General features: G+C 47.9%; 19 protein-coding genes. 12 read left to right on the top strand and 7 right to left on the bottom strand.

Annotation, left to right across the window (positions count from 1 at the left end):
* The first annotated feature begins 3 nt into the window (after window positions 1-3).
* Window positions 4-465, top strand: a complete 462-nt coding sequence (locus ACR0QN_RS09675; RefSeq protein ID WP_432651008.1) for a peroxiredoxin — start codon at window positions 4-6, stop codon at window positions 463-465.
* Window positions 466-638: 173 nt separating this feature from the next.
* On the opposite strand, the gene ACR0QN_RS09670 is transcribed toward ACR0QN_RS09675, so the two are convergent.
* From ACR0QN_RS09670 to pyrE, 3 genes are all read right to left on the bottom strand, one after another.
* Window positions 639-1,178, bottom strand: coding sequence for a type III toxin-antitoxin system ToxN/AbiQ family toxin (locus tag ACR0QN_RS09670; RefSeq protein ID WP_432651007.1), 540 nt, complete (start codon window positions 1,176-1,178; stop codon window positions 639-641).
* 257 nt (window positions 1,179-1,435) lie between these two features.
* Window positions 1,436-2,971 carry a hypothetical protein gene (locus ACR0QN_RS09665; RefSeq protein ID WP_432651006.1) on the bottom strand — a complete coding sequence of 512 codons (1,536 nt, stop codon included), beginning with the start codon at window positions 2,969-2,971 and terminating at the stop codon, window positions 1,436-1,438.
* A 73-nt stretch (window positions 2,972-3,044) separates the two neighbouring features.
* Window positions 3,045-3,704 (bottom strand): orotate phosphoribosyltransferase, encoded by a 660-nt coding sequence (gene pyrE, locus ACR0QN_RS09660; protein ID WP_432651005.1) that lies wholly within the window; start codon window positions 3,702-3,704, stop codon window positions 3,045-3,047.
* A 201-nt stretch (window positions 3,705-3,905) separates the two neighbouring features.
* Here pyrE and ACR0QN_RS09655 point away from each other — a divergent pair, with 201 nt between their 5' ends.
* From ACR0QN_RS09655 to ACR0QN_RS09625, 7 genes are all read left to right on the top strand, one after another.
* Window positions 3,906-4,733 (top strand): TrmH family RNA methyltransferase, encoded by an 828-nt coding sequence (locus ACR0QN_RS09655; protein WP_432651004.1) that lies wholly within the window; start codon window positions 3,906-3,908, stop codon window positions 4,731-4,733.
* A complete protein-coding gene (locus tag ACR0QN_RS09650; RefSeq protein ID WP_432651003.1) occupies window positions 4,730-5,209 on the top strand; it encodes a pyridoxamine 5'-phosphate oxidase family protein in 480 nt (159 codons plus the stop codon). The genes ACR0QN_RS09655 and ACR0QN_RS09650 overlap by 4 nt, the downstream gene beginning before the upstream one ends.
* Window positions 5,210-5,222: 13 nt before the next feature.
* Complete coding sequence (gene trmB / locus ACR0QN_RS09645; RefSeq protein ID WP_432651002.1) at window positions 5,223-5,888, top strand: tRNA (guanosine(46)-N7)-methyltransferase TrmB; 666 nt, start codon at window positions 5,223-5,225, stop codon at window positions 5,886-5,888.
* A 27-nt stretch (window positions 5,889-5,915) separates the two neighbouring features.
* Entirely contained in the window at window positions 5,916-6,653 is a 738-nt protein-coding gene (locus ACR0QN_RS09640) for a Fic family protein (protein WP_432651001.1), read from the top strand.
* A gap of 188 nt (window positions 6,654-6,841) precedes the next feature.
* On the top strand, window positions 6,842-7,387 hold the full coding sequence (locus tag ACR0QN_RS09635; protein ID WP_432651000.1) for a bifunctional adenosylcobinamide kinase/adenosylcobinamide-phosphate guanylyltransferase: 546 nt from the start codon (window positions 6,842-6,844) through the stop codon (window positions 7,385-7,387).
* An 18-nt stretch (window positions 7,388-7,405) separates the two neighbouring features.
* The gene (locus ACR0QN_RS09630; protein WP_432650999.1) at window positions 7,406-8,467 is read left to right on the top strand and encodes a type IV pilus twitching motility protein PilT; all 1,062 of its coding nucleotides are present in this window, start codon (window positions 7,406-7,408) and stop codon (window positions 8,465-8,467) included.
* 270 nt (window positions 8,468-8,737) lie between these two features.
* Window positions 8,738-9,202: a helix-turn-helix domain-containing protein gene (locus ACR0QN_RS09625; RefSeq protein WP_432650998.1), complete on the top strand. Its 465-nt coding sequence runs from the start codon at window positions 8,738-8,740 to the stop codon at window positions 9,200-9,202.
* A 62-nt stretch (window positions 9,203-9,264) separates the two neighbouring features.
* Here the strand turns inward: ACR0QN_RS09625 and ACR0QN_RS09620 are convergent, their stop codons facing one another.
* The 3 genes from ACR0QN_RS09620 to ACR0QN_RS09610 form a co-directional block, all read right to left on the bottom strand.
* The gene (locus tag ACR0QN_RS09620) at window positions 9,265-10,140 is read right to left on the bottom strand and encodes a PP2C family protein-serine/threonine phosphatase (protein WP_432650997.1); all 876 of its coding nucleotides are present in this window, start codon (window positions 10,138-10,140) and stop codon (window positions 9,265-9,267) included.
* Window positions 10,141-10,191: 51 nt separating this feature from the next.
* The gene (locus ACR0QN_RS09615; protein ID WP_432650996.1) at window positions 10,192-10,980 is read right to left on the bottom strand and encodes a PP2C family protein-serine/threonine phosphatase; all 789 of its coding nucleotides are present in this window, start codon (window positions 10,978-10,980) and stop codon (window positions 10,192-10,194) included.
* Window positions 10,981-11,168: 188 nt separating this feature from the next.
* A complete protein-coding gene (locus ACR0QN_RS09610) occupies window positions 11,169-11,840 on the bottom strand; it encodes a M48 family metallopeptidase (protein ID WP_432650995.1) in 672 nt (223 codons plus the stop codon).
* 599 nt (window positions 11,841-12,439) lie between these two features.
* Between ACR0QN_RS09610 and ACR0QN_RS09605 the strand changes: the two genes are divergently transcribed.
* The 4 genes from ACR0QN_RS09605 to ACR0QN_RS09590 are packed head-to-tail and all read left to right on the top strand — an operon-like array spanning window position 12,440 to window position 18,331.
* Complete coding sequence (locus ACR0QN_RS09605; protein WP_432650994.1) at window positions 12,440-14,143, top strand: hypothetical protein; 1,704 nt, start codon at window positions 12,440-12,442, stop codon at window positions 14,141-14,143.
* A gap of 19 nt (window positions 14,144-14,162) precedes the next feature.
* A complete protein-coding gene (locus ACR0QN_RS09600; protein WP_432650993.1) occupies window positions 14,163-14,813 on the top strand; it encodes a hypothetical protein in 651 nt (216 codons plus the stop codon).
* Between the two features lie 19 nt (window positions 14,814-14,832).
* Window positions 14,833-15,330 carry a shikimate kinase gene (locus ACR0QN_RS09595; RefSeq protein WP_432650992.1) on the top strand — a complete coding sequence of 166 codons (498 nt, stop codon included), beginning with the start codon at window positions 14,833-14,835 and terminating at the stop codon, window positions 15,328-15,330.
* Window positions 15,331-15,382: 52 nt separating this feature from the next.
* Complete coding sequence (locus tag ACR0QN_RS09590) at window positions 15,383-18,331, top strand: acyl-CoA dehydratase activase (RefSeq protein WP_432650991.1); 2,949 nt, start codon at window positions 15,383-15,385, stop codon at window positions 18,329-18,331.
* A gap of 94 nt (window positions 18,332-18,425) precedes the next feature.
* Here ACR0QN_RS09590 and ACR0QN_RS09585 read toward each other — a convergent pair.
* Window positions 18,426-18,633 (bottom strand): hypothetical protein (locus tag ACR0QN_RS09585; protein ID WP_432650990.1); only part of this gene is annotated, 208 nt, incomplete at its 5' end.

Raw genomic sequence — 18,633 nt, 5'->3', positions numbered from 1 at the left:
AAAATGCTTACAGAAAATGTAAAAGCTCCCGAATTCAGATTACAGGACAAGGACGGAAAGGAATACACCCTCGAAGATTTCAAGGGAAAGAAGCTTGTGCTGTATTTTTACCCCAAGGACAACACTCCCGGCTGTTCAAGGCAGGCGGCGGCATTCGGCGGGGCTTATGAGGAAATCAAGTCTCTGGGCGCAGAGATGGTGGGCATAAGCAAGGACAGCACAGCCTCCCACGTTAAATTTGCGGAAAAATACTCCCTGCCCTTTATACTTCTCTCCGACCCGGAGCTTGAAGCAATTAAGGCATACGATGTATGGCAGGAAAAGAAAAATTATGGCAAGGTAAGTATGGGCGTTGTCCGCACCTGCTACATCATTGACGAAAAGGGCGTTATCATCAAGGCTATGCCCAAGGTAAAGCCCGATACAAATGCGGCGGAGGTAATAAAGTTTCTTAAAGGGGAATAAAAACGGGGGAGCTTATGAAAAGTAACCTTCGGAAGATGCTGAAATGAATAAGAAAAAATGGGGATAAGCTCGCAGCCTATCCCCATTACTTATTGCTTTTTAGCGCATTTTTGATGAGAGCAGCAAAACGCTCACAAATGTCAAGCAAAATCTCAGCCTGATTTTTGTCTGTATCAGGTTACCTCCGATAAACATTGCTCTGATTTGCTGTGTTCGTTAAGATATTCGCTATACGCTTTTTCAAGAAGCTTGAAATCGCAGGAGTTATGACACAGTGCTTCGCTGACATTTCCAACTATTCTGTCATATGTTCGCTTTGCCTGCCTGAGTATCTTGTTTCTGTTCTTGCGGCAGAACGCCAGCTCTTTTCTGATACGTTCAGCACGAAATTGGTCGTTAAGATCATCTCGTATCAGAAGATGGATACAGTTTTTCGGGATAGGCAGCATATATGCAAATCTAAGAGTTCCATAATTAGGATTTTTCTTGTCTTTTACAACTATAAGAATATCGTCCTGCTTGACTTTTGTGTTGGAAGAAACAGGCACAAAATAATCAATGTCATTTACGGTTAAAACTGCGCCGTAAAAGAATTTATTATTCCCGCTGTGATAATTTACATTTGGTACTCTTGTAAATCCTCGGTATTTTTCTTCGTATTTTTTCAGATAATCTATATAATCCGTATCAACATTATAAAAATTAAGCTCCATTAACTTATCTCCAAGTAAAAAATAAGCGGGGCAGCTGCACAAATACAGCCGTCCCGCTCATAGATTGCTTTTATCTCGCAATTAAACAAGCTGCGAAGCACTTACGATAACAAATCTCGCAATTAAACAAGCTGCGAAGCGCTTACGATAACAAATCTCGCATTTAAAACAAGCTGCGAAGCACTCACGACAGATGAGCAATCAAACATCGTTCACCTATATTATACACCGAACTCTCGCATATGTCAAGCACAATCTCAGCCTATCTTATTGACCTCGTCAAGCAGGACCTTCTTAGCCTCAAGGCTGGTAAGAGCGCTGCCAACGAGAAGGTCCATTCTATAGCGGATATATTCCTCGTAAAGGTCGGTGCCGAAAACATTTTCGGTAATGAGAGCCTTGTACTTAGCCTCGCTGCAGTTTCCGGAAACCAGGCAGAGTGTCTGCTCGAGCATAAGCATTTTTCTGTCTCTCGGAGAGGTGGAGCTGTCGCTGCTGAGGCGTTTAAGCTGCTCGAGAACAGCAAGTCTGTCCTTTCTGACGGAAAGGGAGGTGTCGGAAATGCCTGCGGCGGTGCGTATGGCATTGGTTCTGAAAGCCTCGTCCGCAAAGGGGAAAATGCCGTAGGGTATCTCTCCCTCGGGAACTACGTTATAGATATCCTTGTCAAGCACGGGATAGATAAGCTCCTCGTAAACGGGGGCAAAGAAGTAATCGGAAGCGTCCTTGAAGATGATGGGATATTTCCAACAAAGCTCTGTTCCGCCCAGAGAGGTGTCGTTGCAGGGCGCTTTTTCGGTGGTGTAGAAGCTGTTGTAGTCGGTGTTGCACTTTGCGCTTGTAAGCTCGGTGAGCTTTGCGGCGCTGTAATCGCCCGTATCGTCACGGTCGCAGTCAAGGAATGTTCTCACGCCGCTTGCACACTTGCGGTAAAGTCCCTCACAGAATTCGGGAACGTTTATGTACTTAGCAAAATAATCAGAAGCAAAGGAAGCGGTAACGTCGTCGCTCAGAAGCTCAACATCGTCCTCCTTGTCGGTCCTGTACTTCTTTGTGATGAAGGTAACTATCCTCTCTTTAACAAGAGCAGTTTCCCTTTCGGAAAGGGTGGCAAACTCTATCCTGTCAAAAATGATATCAAGCATAAGGTCCTTGGGAACAAAGCCGTTTAAATATTTGAAGCGGTCATTTGTAAGGAGTATAGCCATTTTGGGCAGGATCTTCTGCTGCTCGGAAACGGTTGTGGGTATCTTGTTGGACATTACACCCAGATATGCCAGCATCTCAGCATATTTCTTCATTATCTTTGCCTCGGAAAGGAAGTTGAAGAAATATCCGTAAACGTATTTCTTAAAGAAATCCTTTACGCTTTCAAAGAGAGCGGGGTCGGCGTTTATCTGAGCCTTGAAGCCCTCTATCACGTTAATAGCATTCTTGGGGGCAACAGTCTCCTCTCCGCCGTTTACAGCCTTTATAGCTTCGGCGTGGGACTTGAAGAAAAGCTTGCCCATTGTATGGCAGCAGCAGTCGGGGTCTGCGCCGTTCTTCTTCTCTTCGCTGTAGGACCAGATAAGATATGCACGGTGCATATTTTTGAGAGTGTCCTCGGATTTTGCGGTAAGCTCCTTTTCGTCCACCTTCCAGCTTGAGGAAAGGTGTCCCGTAGCGTTGAAATCCGCAAGGATAGCCTCTATCTCCTCCTTGAATGCGGCATAGGCAGGGGAGTTATCCATATAGATAACTGCGTCCATAAGTTCGGGTGCGATGGTGGTAAGGTCTAAACGTACGCTCATTGGTAAGACAGTCCTTTCATAATAGATTATGGTAACTTCTTATGTCTCCCCGTTTTCGGCAGGGAGAGAAGCATTATTCGGATACTCCGTAAGTCCTGCGGTATTCCTTCATCTTCTCAAGGTATTCCTTTCCCTCGATAACGCCCTCTTCAATGGCGGAGATGATGTCGCCTATATTAACGATGGAATAAACCTTTATGCCGTAGTCCTTGTATGCCTGCTGTACAGCGGAAAGGTCGGTGTCAAGAGCCTTTTCCATTCTGTCAACGGTAATGACCATAGCGGTGATGTCAACATCTGCGGCGTCCTTGAGCTTGGGATAAACTTCCTTTAAAGCCTTGCCGGAGGTCATAACGTCCTCGATGATAACTACCTTTTCGCCTTTCTTCGGCTGTCTGCCTACGAAAAGACCGCCCTCGCCGTGATCCTTTGCCTCCTTGCGGTCAAAGCAGAAGCCTACGTCCATATTATATTTCTGAGACAGCGCCATAGCCGCACAGGAAGCAAGGGGAATTCCCTTGTATGCGGGACCGAAAAGGCACTCTGCCTCAATGCCGTTTTCCTTTATGCAGTCTGCGTAGAAGCCGCCAAGACGGGCAAGCTGAGCGCCGGTGTTGTAGTTTCCCGTATTGATGAAATAGGGAGCCTTTCTGCCGCTCTTGAGAGTGAAATCACCGAAGGTGAGCACTCCGCAGTCTGCCATAAATTTAATGAATTCGTTTTTATAACTCATACTTTCAAAGATCCTTTCAGACGATGCACAGCCCGAGAAAAGCTATGCAAACATCAATAGTCATATATATGAAATAATTATAACATATTTATTTGTGCATTTCAACAGGTTTTGAAAATATTAGCATAAAATATTTTGCAATTTTATTGTTAATATGGTATAATATCAAGCAGATATACTGTCCGTGAGGAGATTTTTTCAATGCCGAATATCATACACATAACCGACCTGTCCGAGGAGGGAGTAAGCGTTTTCTCAAAGCTCACCGAAGCGCAGCTCAGAAACCGCCTTGAGCCCGAAAAGGGCATTTTCATAGCCGAAAGCCCCAAGGTAATAGACCTTGCCCTGAACGAGGGCTATGAGCCTGTTTCCCTGCTTATGGAGCCCAAGCACATAGAGGGGCAGGGCAGGGAGATAATCGAGCGCTGCGGCGATATCCCCGTATACACCGCCGAAAGAAGCGTTCTGGCGAGTCTTGCAGGCTTTGAGCTTACAAGGGGAGTCCTCTGTGCTATGAAACGACCCGTTCTTCCACAGCCCGAGGAAATATGCAAAAACGCAAGGCGGATCGCCGTGCTTGAAAACATAATGGACTCCACCAATATCGGAGCAATATTCCGTTCGGCGGCGGCGCTTGATATGGACGCTGTTCTTGTGACCCCCTCCTGCTGCGACCCCCTTTGCAGAAGGGCGGTAAGAGTGAGTATGGGAACCATTCTGCAGGTGCCCTGGACGAGGATAGGAAACGTGCCTTCCGACTGGAGTGAGGGCGGAACGGACAGGCTCCGTGCAATGGGATTTAAGACTGCCGCAATGGCTCTTAGCGACAACTCCGTAAGCATTGACGACCCCGTATTAAAATCGGAGGAGCGGCTTGCCATAGTGCTTGGAGCAGAGGGAGACGGGCTTGCAAAGGAAACTATCGCAAGCTGTGATTATACCGTAAAAATACCTATGTCCCACGGCGTTGACTCACTTAATGTTGCCGCTGCGGGGGCAGTTGCTTTCTGGGAGCTGAGGGTAAGATGATGAGAAGAAAAGACCGTGAAATAACAGATATAAATAAAATTATGGAGATACTCGGGGAATGCAAGGTGATGCGGCTCGGAATGTGCCTTGACAATATACCTTATGTGACCCCGCTTAATTTCGGATACGAGCTTACGGAAAGGGGCTTTGTTTTCTATTTCCATTGTGCGCCCGAGGGCAAGCGGCTTGATATCATAGGGCAAAATCCCAATGTGTTTGCGGAAATTGACAACGGTGGGACACTCACCCCTGCCGAAAAAGCCTGCGGCTACAGCTGTGATTACAAAAGCGTTATGGCTTTGGGAACGGCACGTGTGATAACCGATAATTCCGAAAAGAAGCACGCTCTGTCCCTGCTGATGAAGGCTCAGACGGGCAAGGATTTTACCTTTGAGGACAATGACCTTGAGGGTGTCAGCGTCGTCGCCGTTGATGTTTCGGAGATAAGCGCAAAGGCAAGAATATCAAAGAAATGAAAGGAAAAAATAAATGAGAATAAGAAGAAAAAAGTGGGCACGTCCCGAGCTGGAGGCTTGTCCCTATTACATAGACAACGCCGAGGAAATGAAGGGAAAATGGCACGAGGCATTTTCCGATAATTCCCGCCCGCTGTACCTTGAGCTTGGCTGCGGAAAGGGCGTTTTTGCGGCTCAGCACGCTCTCAAGTACCCCGACATAAACATTATTGCCGCCGACATCAAGGCAGATATGCTTGCGGTGGGCAGGAGAACGGTGGAGAATATGTTCGGCGCAGTTGAGCGCACCCACGACAATATAATGCTCCTGAGAATGAACATCGTGAACATCTCGCAGCTCTTTGCGGAAAATGACACCGTTGACCGCATTTACATAAATTTCTGCAACCCCTGGAACAGAGGCAAGCACAACAAGCGCCGCCTTACCCACCCGAGACAGCTTGAGCAGTACAAGAACATCTTAAAGCAGGGCGGCGAGCTTCGCTTCAAGACCGACGATGACGAGCTTTTTGAGGACTCGGTGGAATATTTCAAGGAATGCGGCTGGGAGATAACCTATATCACAAGAGACCTGCACGCCGAAAATCTCCCCGACAATCTTATCACCGAGCACGAGAGAATGTTTGCGAGCGAGGGAAAGAAGATAAAGTTTCTGATAGCATTGCCGCCGCAGCGGTAATGCTCTGCACAGGAAAGGGGAGTGCTTATGGAAGGCTTTGTGAAGCAGCTGAAAAAACAGCTTACAGACGAGTTCCGCAGAGGCGACAGAAAAGGCGTTTATGCTTTCACACAGAAAAGTATGGCGTATAACTCCAACAAAATTGAGGGCAGCACCCTGACAAGCGAGCAGACAGCTTCCCTTTTCGATACGGGAACGATGATTTCCGAGGAGGGTTTTGTTTTCAGAGCAAAGGACGTTGAGGAGATGACTGGGCATTTCAAAATGTTCAACGAAGTCATCAAAAGCCTTGACAAGCCCTTGTCTGTCGAAATGATAAAAACATTTCATTATCAGCTTAAAGCAGGGGTGTTTGAGGATTATGCAAACGGCTATCCTGTGGGCGAATTTAAAAACAGGGCAAATCACGTCTCGGACATTGAAACGGAGCTTCCCGAAAATATTCCCGAAAGAATAAGCGAGCTGATAAAAAAATACAACAGCGGCAGCCGCAGTCTTTCTGATATTGCAGAGTTTCACGCCGAATATGAGCGCATACACCCCTTTCAGGACGGAAACGGCAGAACGGGACGTGCCATAATTTTAAAGCAATGCCTTGACAGCAATATAATTCCCGTTATAATCTCCGATGATGATAAGCTGAGATACTATCACGCCCTGCACAGGGCACAGGTAAGCGGCGATACCGCAAGTCTGCTCCGTTTTTTTGAAGAGGAGCAGAGCAGATATTACGAACAGATAAAACGGTATGTAGTTTTGGAATAAAAATCTCTTGACATCTTTCAAAAATTAAGGTATAATATTTTTAAACAATATTTGCTTTTTCTGTTAAAGAGTAAATATCTTCGTACAGCAGCGCTTCAATGGGGATAGGATAAATTTTCTTATCCCCATTGGTTTTATCAGACTTAAAAAACGATTTCAACAGGGAAAAGGAAAGGAATGATCTGTCAATGTCAAAAACAATTCTCGTAACGGGAGGAGCGGCAAGCGGCAAATCAAGATGGGCCGTGTCTTATCTTGCAGCCTGCGATTACGTGCTCTATCTCTCGGTTGCCGACAAGGTGGATAACGATACTATGGGACGTATCGAATACGGCAACAAGCACAACTTCGTTGAGTGGGACATTAAAACGGGAGCAAAGTCCGCACCTGCCGAGCTTATAACCGACCACAAATTCGTTATCTTCGACAACCTTGCCGCATATGCGTCTCAGGTAATGAAGGATATGTGCTCGGACATAGCCTCTATGGACGAGGAGACCAAGAAGGCTGTGGAGAAAAAGATAATCGCCGATGTTTCGTATATGTACGACAAAATAATGGTCATCGACGGCACTATGATAACCGTTACCCTTGAAACAGGCTTCTCCGTTACCCCCGAAAATAAGGAGCAGGCTGTTTTCAGAGAGATACTCGGAAACGTTAATCAGCGCATCGCAAATATGTCAAACGAGGTCTATCTGTCCGCCAGCGGAATACAGTTTAAGATAAAGTAAGAAAGGAATGATTATAATATGACCTTTGAAGAATTTATTCTGGAAGCCAGAGAAATGGGCGCTTCCGATATCCATCTTACAGTAGGCGCTCCCACCGTTGTCCGCATAAACGGCGAGCTGAGAAAATTCAAGGAGCTTTCCGATGTGGTCGTAAACCGCACCATTCTTTCCATTCTGAACGCCGAGCAGGAGCAGCTTCTCACCCAGGGCAATGACATTGATTTCAGCTTTGAGCTTGAAAACGGCGCAAGACAGAGAGTCAACGTATTCAGACAGAGCGGCAGACTTGCCTGCGCTATAAGACTTTTAAACGATAATATCCCCTCCCTCGAGGAGCTTAAAATGCCCTCCGTTCTCACAGAGCTTGCAGAGAAAAAGCGTGGACTTATCCTTGTTACAGGTCCTACAGGCTCGGGTAAATCCACCACACTTTCCGCAATGGTGGATTACATAAACAAGCACCGTGCCTGCCATATCATAACCATCGAGGACCCTGTGGAGTACAGATATGTTCAGGACAAGGCTACCATTCATCAGCGTGAGATAGGACGTGACGTGGCTTCTTTCAGCGACGCCCTCAGAAGCGCCCTCAGAGAGGATCCCGACGTTATCCTCGTTGGAGAGATGAGAGACTATGAGACCATTTCCCTTGCAATGACCGCTGCAGAAACAGGACATCTTGTCCTTGCCACACTCCACACCTCGGGCGCCGCTCAGACCATTGACCGTATCATTGACGCCTGCCCTCCCCACGCCCACGATCAGGTAAGATCCCAGCTTGCAAATATGTTCCAGGGCGTAGTTTCCCAGACCCTTATCCCCACCGCCGACGGCACAGGACGTGTTGCCGCTCTTGAGATACTTATCGGAACAGACGCAGTAAAGAGCCAGATAAGAGCAAATAAGATACCTCAGATGGAATCTGTTATGCAGGCAGGCGCACGTCAGGGAATGTGCACTTTCCAGGATCATCTTGTAAGACTTTACAAGAGAAATGTTATTTCCTATGAGACTGCTATGGAATATGCTTCGGATAAGGCGGAGATGGAAAAGGCTCTGAATATGACTGCAGGCTTCTGAGCCTAAGCATAAATTGCAGAAAAAGTCTACAGCTGACAGCTGAAATTTTCATTTTCTCTGTTTTGACCAAAGGCAAAATAAGGCAAGGAGCGGCGAATGTGCTGCCCCTTGCCTTTTCGGATATGGTCCGGAAATGATATGCATAAATAACGTCAAAAGTCTACAGCTGACAGCTGAATTTTCCATTTTCTCCGTTTTGCCGAAATATCGGAAAGGCGCTTGAAATCCCGTTTTTTATATGTTATCATACTATAATAAGGAGTGGTGACAATGAAACGGATAAGCATAGACAAGCTGCGTGATGCGTCCGAAAAATGTACCGACCGTCTTGCTAACGAGATAATGCGTACTGAGAATATTGACGATTATCTGGAAAAAAACGGTGAATTTCTGAATGAGGCATCCCTGTCCGCCGAGCTTTGCCGCCTGCTGGAAGAAAAGGGGCTGAAAAAAGCGGACGTTATTGCCGCAAGCGGGATAACGGCTACCTACGCATATGATCTGTTCAGCGGATATAAAAACAAAAGACCTTCCCGAAATATTATCCTTGCACTTTGCTTTGCAATGGGGCTTGACGTGGACGAGACGCAAAGACTTTTAAAGATCTCCGACCACGGAGCGCTTTACCCCCGTGTGCCGAGAGATTCGGTCATAATGTTTGCCATAAAAAGCTCTATGACACGCTGTGAAGCCGACGATCTGCTGGGCGAAAAGGGAATGGAAACATTGATATAATACTAATCTTTAGTATAAGATCAAAAGACCTTCTGTGGAGATTTGCCGCAGAAGGTCTTGTTTTATATATCCGATGTTATGGAGACCGTTTCGCCCGAGGCACCAAGTGTGACCTCAGGTCCATTGCCGTGGGTAAGAAATCTGCCTGCCGCAAAAACCAAAACCGCCGTTATAAGCAGCAATATTATGGGCAGAAGAAAAGATCTCTTCGGAGCAGCGCTGCCTTTATCCTCATCGCTGCCGCTGCGGATAAAGCCGCACACGGCGGAATAATTGTCACCCGAATTTCTGGCTCTTTGAATATGACGCTTGAGCATATATTCAAGCCACTTCTCAGGGCTTGCGGACTTTAGAAGATCCGCTTCCATTTCCCCTTCAAGGACATATTCCCAGAAGCCGTCGGAGCAGATGAGAAATGCGTCGCCGCTCTGCATTTTTATGGGGGCGGCACATTTTGCGCCCAGCTTTTCTCTGCCGCCCAGCACTTTCAGCAGACGGCTTCGGTCATCGTTTCCACGTATGTCCTCAAAGCGTATCATTCCCATATCCACAGAAGCACGGCATACCGAATGATCCTTTGAAATAAAAATTATCCTGCCGTCTCTGAAATAATACACTCTGCTGTCTCCCGCATTTACGGGTATGAATACGTCCTTGTCGGCAAATGCGGCGGCGATAGTGGTTTTGCCTCCTCTGCCGTTTTCCGTTACATACCTGTTAGCTCCCTCAAGAAGCTCCGATATGCTTTTTTCATCGTAAACGCCGCTGAAATTTTCGGTTATATATCGAATTGCGGCGGCGGAGGCAACTTCTCCGCTTGTGTGACCGCCAAGTCCGTCGGCAACGGCATATATCCCCTTGCTGTCAAGGCGAAGAATGCTGTCCTCGTTTACCTCGTGACCTCCCGGAGCGGTGTATTCTGCGGTATCAAAAATCATTACTGCGACCACCCTTGTCTCATAAGCTTTATATTGCCGAAAAATTATGGGTCAGCTGAAGTTCAGTATCAGCGCCGTAAAATTATCCTGATTGGTAAATCCTGCGGCAGTCACCATTTTACCCAGCTTCTCCGCCGTCTCACCCCACCGGTACGACATAGCCTCGCACAGCCTGCACTCGTTCAGAGCGTTGTAAACTCCGTCGCTGCATATGAGCAGCCTGTCGTTTTTCTGCGGTATCAGAGGGCGTATATTGCCGTCGGGAGAAATATTCCCCCTATATCCTATGTACTGCTCCAGAGAGTCCTTTTTCGGGTCTGAAAACGCCTGCTTTACGGTCATATTTCCCTTGATAACACCGCAGAGCAGACTGTTCAGATGGTCCGTATCCTCGCTGAGAGCTGTCAGGATACCGTTTCTGAACAGGTATATACGGCTGTCGCCAAGGCTGCACCAATATATACCCGCTTCAAGGCACAATACCGCCGCAGCAGTAGTGCCGCCCTTTGCTCCCGAAGCGATGAACTGTCTGTTTATGGTCTGAAACGCCTGTTTAAGGAAAATATGGGCAGGGAGCGACCTGTCACGGGAGCGGTGCATTTCCAGCATTGACGAAACGAAGCTGCCGCTTGCAAGAGCACCGTCCGACAAACCGCCCATACCGTCGCCCAGAACTGCCGAAAAGCCGTACTTTTCAACAGCTTTTTTTTCGGCGGAGGAGAAGCCGAAGCTGTCTTCCTGATAGGGTCTTGTTCCCCGGCAGCTTATGCTTTCCGCCGTGATCTTTAGAACGGTGGTATTCTGAATTTTCAGGGGGATAATAAATTCGTTATTCATCATATGTTCTCTATAAACCGACCCTTTCATTGTACGCTTTGGCATTATCATACAAATTCTGCGGCTTGCCTACATAAATTATATCACCTATATATTTAAGGTTGGTATGCAGTTTAGCATTATTTTTAAAGGTGCGGAATGCAGAAAAACAGCATTGCCGTCAGCGCCTGTAAGGGTCGGCAATGCTGTTGTTACTGATCAAGCCCGTATTCCGAAAGCACCTTCTGAACGTCCTTCAACGCCTCACGCCGTTCCCTGAAGTCGGGAATGTATCTCTCCACCAGCTTCCAGAAAGCGGGGGAGTGATCCATATGTACGGTGTGGCAAAGCTCGTGGACGATGACGTAATCTATGAGCTTCGGGTCGGCGGCTATGAGCATTCGGGAAAGGTTTATGGATCTCTGCGCCGAGCAGCTGCCCCAGCGTGTCTTTGCGGAGTTTATCCTGACGGCGGTTATTTCAAAGCCCATACGCTCTGCGGCGGCGTATGTCCGGGGGATAAGAGTCTCCTTTGCAATAGCGGCGTAAAGCTTTCTAAGATATGGGAGCAGGGCTTCAAGGGACATATTTTCGGGGAGATGTACCACGCCGTCAATGTATCCGTAGGGCTTTTTGTGACTTACGGGAGATAGCTTTCCCCAAAGGGGCAGCTCTTTCGGCGGCAGGGAGAGACGTTCATTACGCTGCTCCGAGCGCTTTGAAGCGGCGGCGGAGTGCTTTTCTATCCAGTCAGACTTCTCTTTGATAAACTCCTCTATCCTGCTTTCGGGAAAACGGCAGGGCGCACGGACGATGAGCTTCCCGTCTTTGTCTATAGTCAGGGCAAGTGTTTTTCGGCTGCTGCGTATTATCTCATATTCCAAGCCTGCGAACCTCCTTTTATATGCCTGCACAGAAAAGTTTGTTACTTTTGTATTATACAATTATATCATATTTTGTCGGATTTTCAACTTGCTATATGTAAATTTTGACGAAATGCACTAAAACTTCTCCGCCGCTTGTGCGAATTGGAGAAAATGGGGACAGGCGGCTTATTTACTTGACTTTTACAAGATCCGGGGGTATAATAAAAATATGAATAAGCAGCAAAAATCACGCTTTTAAGGAGGAGTCAGCTATGGGAAAGAATAACGCTTGGAACATTTTTCATTCGGTATTTACGGCAATTGAATTTACGGCGGTCTTTTTAATGGCTGCGGTGATAATTGTCTGCGGAATTATCTGATGAATTTAAAGCACACGAGCCGTTCATTTTGAACGGCTTTTTTTATGCAGCTTTTTACACATTAAAATTTATAGAAAAACGTTGAAATCCGTTATAAAATGTGATATAATAAATTAAAGTATGCGCCTGCGGAGAGCGCAGGCAAAGAGGTGAGAAATTACGGAGACAGCGGTATTTGCCGTTACAGGCAGCAAAAGCTTTCACAAGCTGGAGCTTTCAAAAGCCCTGCTCAGATTTGTGGAGTTCGATTTTACATATTTCTGGGAGCAGTGCATCGAGGCAGGCAGAAACGCAAGAAAAACAGGCAGGATATCACACAATATGGAAAATATGGCGATGAACGCTCTTGTAAAGTGCCACCCCTATGTGGAGGCGTGCGCTTCTACGGAGTTTTCTTCCGTTGTTCTCGACTGCATTATCGCTTACATATGCCACTCGGAGGGAATAGGTCTCGAGGAGCTGTGGGCGAGGTGCATATCTCCCAAGAGCCTGTACGAAAAGGCTATTTTCAACCGTGTCAGCGAATATAAAACGGGCAGAGGAATAAATCAATGGATAAATATCGTCCGTATGCAGGAATACGCCCGTTCAAAGATAAAATTCATCTACGAATGCGACTCAAACGTTATGCTCCGTCCCGAGGATTACCGCACCCGAATGGAATATTTCGACCTTGCTTTCAGCGTTGCGGCAAATGAAACGGGCTGCCCTATGGATAAGCTGCCTTCCGTTAAAATGTACACTCCCTCCTCACTTCCCGACTCGGTGTTTATGATGGGGAGAATGTCCAAAAATATCTTCCGCCGTCTGTCGGACGTTCTCCGTGACGCAGAGATGTGGGAAGAAAAGGCTTTAAATGACCACAACCGTGACCAGACCGCTCTTGACGCTTTCAGCTATGTGAAGGATATGCCCCGACCTGCTGAAAATGATATGCGCTTTGCACTTGAAGCCGTTTCCGAGCTGCCCGATACTGTCTATGTTCCCGACAGCTTCAAGGCGATGATCGATCTGGAATTCAGCCTGATGTCCCAAAAGGGGATATATATGTCCAAATGCCCCCGCTGCGGAAGATTTTTTGTACGTGACCTTGATGAGAAGTCTCCCTACTGCCATAGGGTAAATTCCAGCGGAATGACCTGCACCGAGCAGATAAACGAGGAGCTGGGGATCGCGGCAATGAAGCGGGGAGAAGCGCCTGCGGAGGAGAAACCCGTTGCCGAGGATATTGCTTCGGAAAATGAGACGGAGAAAATTGTTAATGAAGAAGCGGCAGAGCCTGTTTCACAGTCCGAGCCTGCTCCCGAGGCACAGAGTGAGCCTGCAAAGCCTGTTATTTTCGATGAAAAGCCGCCTCAGCCTATCGAGATACCCAAGGAGCTTGAAAAGCGCTGTCAGCGTGTTTACAATATGCTCTACAAGCGGATAGGAACGCTTATGACCGAGAAGGAATTCAGGGAATGGTCGGGTTATCTGTCCGACACGAAGCGTGACCTGCGTGAGGGAAATGCGGAAATATCTCAGATGGAGGAATTTCTCGATTACTGGGAGACTGCGGTGAAAAAGCAGTCAAGAAAGAGCCGAAGGCACAAGGAGGAGGTTTACGACGCTCCTGCCTATCCCGAAAATGTGCCTGTTTCCCACAGCGATAACGAGGGCAATGAGCTTAGCAGTATGTTTGACGAGGCTGTGAAGGCAGCAGAGGAAAAGGAGGACTCGGGCATATCTCCCGCAGGAACGGAAGCTGCTCCCGAGGAACGAAGCTTCAAGCCTTTTAATCCCCCGAAATACAGCACCGTTCTCGAGGCGATGATGGACGGAAAATACAAGTCTGAGGAGCTTCTGAGTGACAGCTCGGGAGACAGCGCCGCAGACGGTGACATTACCGTCAACGGCAAAAAGATCACTCTCCCAAACTGGGAAAGGATAACAAGGGAATGACCTTTTAGGAGATGATGAAGTGGATTTTATCAACGAAGCCGCCGCTGTGAACGGGCTTGCCGATGAGATAGTCAAGGGCGGCGTGTGCCTTTTCAATGCGGTGAAATACATCTACTCCATTGCCGAGGAGAGCTTCTACACCGTAAGCATAAAGGACGCATTCAAGATAGTCTTAAATAACATTACCGACACCGACTCCCTTACCGCTCTGGGACTTCGCATTGACGAGGAAAGCTGCGGCGAGATGCTGGGTGAGGAATATGAAAAGGTGCTGCCCCTTATGGTGTACAGCCTGGCGGTGCGTATCCCTGTGCTTAAAAATCTCAGGGGAGCAAGCGGTCCTATGACCGACGATCAGCTTTACAAGGTCTACAACGCAGTTATGGCAAAGGGTGCGGAAAATTACAAGGACGCCGTTACCGAGAGCTTTATGGAGATAAAGTATCTGGTGCGGAAGGGCAAAAGGCTGCCCCCCTACAACGCCGACTGGTTCAAGACCTACATATACACGAGCGTTCCCGCTCTTTCGGAGATAACCAACAAGAATATGTTCCTCTTAGGCTTTGCGGACGTGCTGTTTGCAATGTTCTACTCCTGCCTTGAGGAAGCGCTTTTTGAGAAGATAAAGGAATATTCCGCCGATGATTTCGGCGAGAGCATTGAGATATGACAAATAAAGGAGAATGGCTATGACGATTTACTTATGCGGATTTATGGGCTGCGGAAAGACTACCGTTGGCAGGGTGCTTGCGGATATGATGAGCCTTGAGTATACGGATATGGACGCATACATAGAGAAAAAGTCGGGTATGAGCATACCGCAGATATTTGCCGAAAAGGGCGAGGACGCTTTCAGGCGAATGGAAACGAAAGCTGTTGCCGAGCTTGGTAAGGCGGGGGGAATTATTGCCTGCGGAGGCGGTGCGATGCTCAAAGAGATAAACGCAGAGACCGCCGCAGAGTACGGAACGGTGGTATACATTGATGTTCCCTATGATATGTGCTACGACCGCATTTCGGGGGACACGAACCGCCCCATTGTTATGGCGAACACAAAGGAGTCTCTTGAGGAGATATATAACGAGAGAGTTCCTCTGTACATTGCCCATTCTCAGGTAAGGGCGGACGGTACGGGTTCTCCCGAGGAGATCGCTGCAGAGATAAAAGCGGCTGTTGAAATGAAATAAACGGACTTCGGATTTTATATAATATTATAGCTTTACAGAAAGGAAAGATCTAATGTCAAAAATATATTCGCTGGGTCTGGACATCGGTTCGACAACAGTAAAAACTGTCATTTTAGAGGACGGAAAGATAATCCACGCAAAATATCAGCGCCACTTCTCAAAGGTTCGTGAAACTGCCGCTGAGCAGGTTGCGGAGATAGGCAGGGAATTTCCCGACGCTGAGTTTCATCTTGCCATAACAGGCTCTGCAGGTCTGGGACTTGCAAACGCTGCCGCTCTCCCCTTCGTTCAGGAGGTACACAGCGCATTTATTTCCGTTAAAAAAGATTACCCCGACGCTGACTGCGTTATCGAGCTGGGCGGCGAGGACGCTAAGATAATCTTCCTCACAGGCGGCACGGAGCAGCGTATGAACGGCTCCTGCGCAGGCGGTACGGGTGCGTTTATCGACCAGATGGCAACGCTTCTGGGCATTACCGTTGACGAGATGGACGAGCTTTCTTCAAAGGCTGAGAAGCTTTATCCCATTGCCTCACGCTGCGGAGTTTTCGCAAAGTCGGACATTCAGCCCCTTTTAAATCAGGGCGCAAGACGTGAGGACATTGCCGCTTCTATTTTCCAGTCGGTAGTTGACCAGACCGTTTCGGGCCTTGCACAGGGCAGAGAGATCAAGGGCAAGGTGCTTTTCCTCGGCGGTCCTCTCACATTCATAAAGGGACTTCGCAAGGCTTTTGTGAACACCCTTGAGCTTTCCCCCGAGAACGCTGTATTCCCCGAGAATGCACAATGCTTTATGGCATACGGAAGCGCACTTTATGCTGCCGAGTCGGAGCCTGAGGTATTCACCGCCGCCGAGATAGTTGAAAAAATGAGAGCCGCAAAGGTGAATGACGACATCATCACAGGCAGGAGGCTTTTTGAAAATCAGGCGCAGTATGACGAATTTGTTGCCCGTCACAGCAGGCACGATCTCCCCACCGAGGACATAAACACCTACGAGGGTGAGGCATATCTGGGCATTGACGCAGGCTCCACCACCACAAAGCTTGTGCTTATCACTCCCGACGGAAAGCTCCTTTATCATCACTATGTTTCAAACAAGGGTCAGCCCCTTAATGTAATAACCGCTCAGCTGAAGGAAATTTACCGCATTATCGGTGACAGGATAGCTATCCGTGCCTCGGCGGTAACGGGCTACGGCGAGGACCTTATCAAGGCAGGCGTGGGCGTTGATTACGGTCTTGTTGAGACTGTTGCTCATTACAAGGCGGCTTCCTATTTCTGTCCCGATGTGGATTTCATCATCGACATCGGCGGTCAGGACATCAAGTGCTTCAAGATAAAAAATCACGCAATCGACAGCATTATGCTGAACGAAGCCTGCTCCTCGGGCTGCGGCTCATTTATCCAGACCTTTGCTCAGGCTATGGGCTATGACATTGCCGAATTTGCAAGGCTGGGACTTTTTGCGGAGCGCCCCGTTGACCTGGGTTCACGCTGCACCGTATTTATGAACAGCTCGGTAAAGCAGGCTCAGAAGGACGGCGCTTCCGTTGAGGATATTTCCGCAGGTCTGTCCTCGTCTATCATCAAGAACGCAATTTACAAGGTTATCCGTGCAAATTCCGCAGATGAGCTTGGAAAGAATATCGTTGTTCAGGGCGGCACATTCCTTAATGACGCCGTTCTCAGAGCCTTTGAGCAGGAAATCGGCAGAGATGTGGTAAGACCTGCAATTGCGGGACTTATGGGCGCATTCGGTGCGGCTCTTTACGCAAAGGAGACTGCCGCTGCCGAAAACAAGCTTGGCTCCGACCTTATCTCTCCCGAAAAGCTTGCTGAGTTCTCCTTCAAGTCACGTCAGATGAACTGCGGCGGCTGCACGGCAAAATGCTCTCTCACGATGATAACCTTCTCCGACGGTCACAAGTTCATCAGCGGAAACCGCTGTGAAAAGGGTGCGGGAATTACCAGAAAGGAAGAGGCTCCCTGCCTTTACGAGTACAAATATCAGCTTATCCGAAGCCTTGCAGACAAGGGCGCTCCCGAAAAGCCTATTGCGACCATAGGAATACCTCTCGTTCTCGGCTATTACGATCAGCTTGCTTTCTGGACTGCATTTTTCCACAGGCTGGGCTTTAAGACACAGCTTTCCGCAGAGAGTACCAGAGACCTTTATTTCAAGGGTCAGCACACCATTCCCTCGGACACCGTATGCTATCCCGCAAAGCTTGCTCACGGTCATATCGTTGACCTGCTTGAGAAAAAGGTTGACGTTATCTTCTATCCCTGCGAGACATACAATATTGACGAGGGACATTCGGACAACAACTACAACTGCCCTGTTGTGGCATATTATCCCGAGCTTTTAAAGGCAAATATCCCCGAGCTTAACGAGGACAATTTCCTTTACCCCTATATGGACGTTAACCTTGAGAAGCACATCGTTCAGACGGTATGCAAGGTGTTCGGAAAGTATAACCTTAACAAGAAGGACGTTAAGGAAGCCTGGAAGATAGGTATGGAGTCGCTCAAGGAATACCACGAGGCTGTTATTGCAAAGGGCGCTGAGATAATCGCAGAGGCGAGAAAGAAGAATATGCCCATAATCGTTCTCAGCGGCAGACCCTACCACGTTGACCCCGAGATAAATCACGGCATACATAAGCTTATCACTTCTCTCGGAATGGCTGTTGTCACCGAGGACTCTGTATGCCACCTGGCGGAGACTCCTGTGCTTCACGTTCTCAATCAATGGACTTATCACTCGAGGCTTTATCGTGCGGCGGAATATGTTACCACTCAGCCCGATATGCAGCTTGTACAGCTTGTGTCCTTCGGCTGCGGCATTGACGCTGTTACCACCGACGAGGTTCGCTCCATTCTCGAGCCAAAGGGCAAGTTCTACACTCAGCTCAAAATTGACGAGATAAGCAATCTTGGCGCTGTGAAAATTCGTCTCAGAAGCCTTGAAGCGGCTATAAAAGCTTCAAAGAATTAAGAAAATATTGAATAAGAGCCGCTCCCGATGCTGATGTATCGGGAGCGGCTTTGTTATTTTGGGTGGGTGCAGGCTGAGCCTGCAGCCGCTCGTTCTATAATTTTTTTGGGCGGCAGACAGGCGGCTCGGTAACGGCAGAAACGATCTGCCCCATAAATCGAAATATATCGGTCTGTTTTTTTGGCTTATATATAATTTTAATTTTGCTTAAATATGTTAGCGAGTAAGCAAAGGGACAACCTAAGGGGAGGGGGGAAGAAATAAACCCAACAAAAATGCGGACTTCCCCCTCCCCTACGGTT

This window comes from Huintestinicola sp. (assembly GCF_050874005.1).
Classification (GTDB): Bacteria; Bacillota; Clostridia; order Oscillospirales; family Ruminococcaceae; genus Huintestinicola.
This window is presented reverse-complemented; position numbering and strand designations above follow the sequence as displayed.